Origin of the sequence: Spiroplasma sp. Moj (assembly GCF_016082285.1) — a bacterium.
GTDB lineage: Bacteria > Bacillota_I > Bacilli_A > Mycoplasmatales > Mycoplasmataceae > Spiroplasma > Spiroplasma phoeniceum.
The window spans coordinates 1-4,049 of the sequence record NZ_MQTY02000091.1 but is presented as its reverse complement, the minus strand read 5'-3'; the positions used below and the strand labels follow the sequence as shown (position 1 = coordinate 4,049).

Here is a 4,049-nt window from a genome sequence, read left to right as displayed (position 1 = left end):
ATAATTTCTATTTTAAATATATTTTATAGGAATTTTAAAATAACTAGGTTATGCAAGAAGTCTAATATATTATTACTTATTTAATATTTTTTGTTGCATTTGCAATTACAATTTACAAATGAAAAAAATGTTTTTTCTTAAAAAGAAAAAACATTTTTTATGCATGGGGACTAAAAGGGTTAATAACTGTTAAAATATCTGGTTCTTCTTTTTCTCCCATTTTTCGATCAATTTTATAACTATTATTTGACATTTTAATTCATTCAATAATATCTTTTACTTCAGCTAATTCTTCATAAAAGTCAATAATAAATCAATCATAAAATTTATAAGTAACTAAATCACCAACTGTATTAGAATGCTGTGCTAATTTATTTGTTAATTAAGCAAAATATGCTCGCTTTGTTTGATAGGTTTCTATTAATTCAATAATATTTTTAATATTTTTATATTCTTCAGCAATATTTTTAATTTGATAATGTCCATCGCGGTCTAAAACAAAATTCATAATTCGACGTTGATGTAAAACTTCATCTTGTGCTTGAACTTGGAAATAATGGCTAAAACCAGGAAACCCTAACTTATCAGCGGCTGAACTTAAATTATAGCAAAAAAATTGCATTTTAATGTGTTCATCAATATAATGTTGTAAATCTTTTTCAATGTCGTTTGTTAACATAATTTTTCCTCTCTTTCTATTCTTATTGTACACTCTTAAAAGTTAATTATTCTCATTTTAATTTAAAAGCAATTTTTTTATTAAAGTAATAAAATTGATTTTCTTTAAATTGGAATTTTGATATTTCAATTTTTTTTGCTTTTGGATTAATTTTTAATTCATCAAAAGCAATTAAATCATTCAAATCAAGATCAAAAATTGTTGTTTTTTGTTCATTAATATGAGGATAAAATTGATACCATCTCGTTTTAATTTCATTTACTTTTTCAGGAGTATGAATAATAGCATTTAATAATAATCCCAATTGTTTTTTCGTTAAGGTAAAATAATTATTATCATCAGGTTTTGATAAAATTAATGTTGTTTGTTGTAAAATTTTACTTAAATTAAATTTAAAAGTTTGATTAACAACTAATTCATCAATAAATTTATTATTTGTTTCTGGTAAAGCAACTATTTTAAAACTATAATTAATAACTTCGTGCTTGCTTGCTTCTTGTTCATTTGTTTTAACATATTTTAATTCAAAATATTTTTCAAAAGGTTCACCTTGATATCCTAAGAATTCCATAACTTTTGTCTTAATGACTACTGGTAATTTATTAACATAATTATCTTCACCAATAATGATACTATTATTTAAATATTTTTCAAATTTTCATGTTTGCAAACTATGAAAATCAACATATTCTTTTTCATACATAAATCTATTTTTGCGGAATTTTTTCGGCGCTCCTCATTGCGCATAAATTGCTAATCCTAAACCAATTAGGGCAATTAAAATTAAGACCGTATAATCTAGCGTACGATGATTTTTAATAAATAAACTTGTGTCATCATCACGTTGTATTTCTAAAATAAAACGAATCAAATTTCATAAAAAGAAATAAAAACCAGTTTGCACCCCGCTACGTGTGATTGAATAACGCCCAGGATTATTTAATTTTGTTAATGCAGCACTATCATTATGTCATCATTTTTTAATTCTATTGGTAAAACCAGTTTGTTCTTTTGAAATATCTATTTGCCCACTTTTTTTAGCCATTTCATCTAATCGCTTTTGGTTTGGTACATAGTTAAAATATGCTTTATCCCAAACTTCTTTTCAAGTCATTTTATCAGGTTTAAGATATTTTCGATTAAAAAAATGAATAAAATTATATTTTAAATCAAAAGGATATTCTTTAGGGTCTTTTTTCCATGGTTTTTTACTAAATAATTGTCCAGCAACAGGAATAAAAAAAGTAATAAATAATCATGCTAAGAAATTAAAGAATGATTCATATAAAAAAATAGGTTGGCGAAAGACAATTTCACCAAGGTTATTTGTTTCTGGTGATAAACCATCTCACTGCCATAAGTTATCCCGAATAAAAGCTGGTAATCACCGTAATGAATCATATGAAGTAACACTTCCTAATAATTCATGATTAAAAAAATTACCTCAACGACCTAATACTTGTCCTAATAAAATGTTTGGAATAATACAATCCGTATAAACTAAAAGTGAAACTTTTGCTTTTCAACCAACAATGCCAAAAACAATTAAGCCAGTAATTGTTCCGAACAAAACACCACCATGAATACTCATCCCAGCTTTTCAAAACGCAAATAAAGACCAAAATGGAACATCACCTGGTTCTAAAATTCAAGGATGATTAACATCATTATTAAATTTTCCAAAAAAACTTGCTCCAAATAATGAAAATGGAATAATAGCAAAAATTGATCAAATTAATGGTTCAATCGGAACTTTTTTTAATTTTAATCGAATAAAACAGGCTAAAAGCGAACAAATCATTCCTATTGTAATAAAAACAGCATACATATGAATTCATCCGCCATATGTTGCCAAAATATTATGTGGTGTATTACTTGGCGTAATTCATTCTGGATTTGGTGGTACGCTTGTTAATAATAAACTGTTCATTTATTTTTTCACTCCTTAAGTGTTTTTATTTTCTAAAATAAAACAATGCATAATTATTATATACCAAGTTTAAATAAAAAAGTCTATTTATTTTTAGGACTTAATTGTAATCTTACTTTTTTTAAATTATAATTTACCTAAAACAATATTACTTTTTTTAGAAAGCGATGTGAAATAACAAATGACTAGCACTGCGTTATCAGAAACAGCAGTTAATAAAATTAAAGCACTTCACCAAGAACATATACAAAATCATTATCGAAAAATTACTAGTTTTTGACGTAAATCAATCATTGTTGATGTTATTTTCAGTTCATTAATCTTAATTTTTACTACTGCTTTATTTATTGGTATTATTCTTACTTTTATTGCTAATAATAATGACCCTGCACTTACATTTTATTTATTAGACTTATTGCATAACCTAGTTATTTTAAAATTCCTATAATTTCTATTTTAAATATATTTTATAGGAATTTTAAAATAACTAGGTTATGCAAGAAGTCTATTGACAATTTGTTAATGAAACATTTTTAAATGATCATATTATTCCCCTTTGTATCAGAAAAATTAGGGGCGAAATGAACGGATGAAAAACGTAAAGAAGTTATGAAAAAAATTGTTGAAAAAATTGGCCTAGTTTTATTAAACAATGAACATGTTGAAGTAAAACAATATGATATTGATAAAATTAAAAATACAAGTTTAGAAACTTTATTCTTAAATGGTATTAAAGAAAAATTAATTACTTCCGATGAAGATAAAGCAAAATATTTAGATGAAGAAAGAAATATTAAAAAAGAATATTTTGAGGAAAACAAAAATGTTTCATTAGCAGTGAAAATTAATTTTAATGGTTCAAGTTATAATCTATCATTTACATTTAAGACAGCGTAGCAAATACCATAGAGATTATTCTCCCTCGTTTATTAATTAAAAAGTATTTACATAAAAAACAAAAATCAACTTTTGAGCATCTAAAATAAAGTAGACATAAAAAATAAAAATTATGTTAAAACTTTATTAAAAAGATGTTCTTTTTATATGAAAAAACAAAATAACAAAGAACTTAAAAGATGAAAAAATTAGAATGCGACTATGGATTATAAGTTAAAAATGAAAATAAGAAACATTCTATTGCCAATAAATAATTAGAGTTAATAACAAAAAGAATTATATGAATATCCAAAAAATAAATTAATCACCTGTTAGGAAAACAAAAGTCTATTTAAAAAATGTCCAAAAAAAAGCTACTAATCCAGGCAAAGTCTTGTTACTATTTTTGGGATAAAACCATTAAATTTATGGCTATTAAAAAAATACTTACTTTATTCCAACGTTAACTAGTTTACGAATAATATGTGAGGTACCATATACATTTTAGACCAGTTAGTCTTTTAAAAATTTTAACACAGCTTCAGTTGGTGTTAAAANNTTTAT

4 protein-coding genes are annotated in these 4,049 nt (G+C 24.3%); 2 read left to right on the top strand and 2 right to left on the bottom strand.

Annotation, left to right across the window (positions count from 1 at the left end):
• Window positions 1–382 precede the first annotated feature (382 nt).
• Both BST80_RS04365 and BST80_RS04360 read right to left on the bottom strand, forming a co-directional pair.
• A complete protein-coding gene (locus BST80_RS04365; protein ID WP_415746126.1) occupies window positions 383–679 on the bottom strand; it encodes a ferritin-like domain-containing protein in 297 nt (98 codons plus the stop codon).
• A 46-nt stretch (window positions 680–725) separates the two neighbouring features.
• Entirely contained in the window at window positions 726–2,609 is a 1,884-nt protein-coding gene (locus BST80_RS04360; RefSeq protein WP_415746125.1) for a prolipoprotein diacylglyceryl transferase family protein, read from the bottom strand.
• 181 nt (window positions 2,610–2,790) lie between these two features.
• Between BST80_RS04360 and BST80_RS04355 the strand changes: the two genes are divergently transcribed.
• Both BST80_RS04355 and BST80_RS04350 read left to right on the top strand, forming a co-directional pair.
• On the top strand, window positions 2,791–3,057 hold the full coding sequence (locus tag BST80_RS04355; RefSeq protein WP_415746124.1) for a hypothetical protein: 267 nt from the start codon (window positions 2,791–2,793) through the stop codon (window positions 3,055–3,057).
• Window positions 3,058–3,146: 89 nt separating this feature from the next.
• Entirely contained in the window at window positions 3,147–3,506 is a 360-nt protein-coding gene (locus BST80_RS04350; RefSeq protein ID WP_415746123.1) for a hypothetical protein, read from the top strand.
• Window positions 3,507–4,049: the final 543 nt, after the last annotated feature.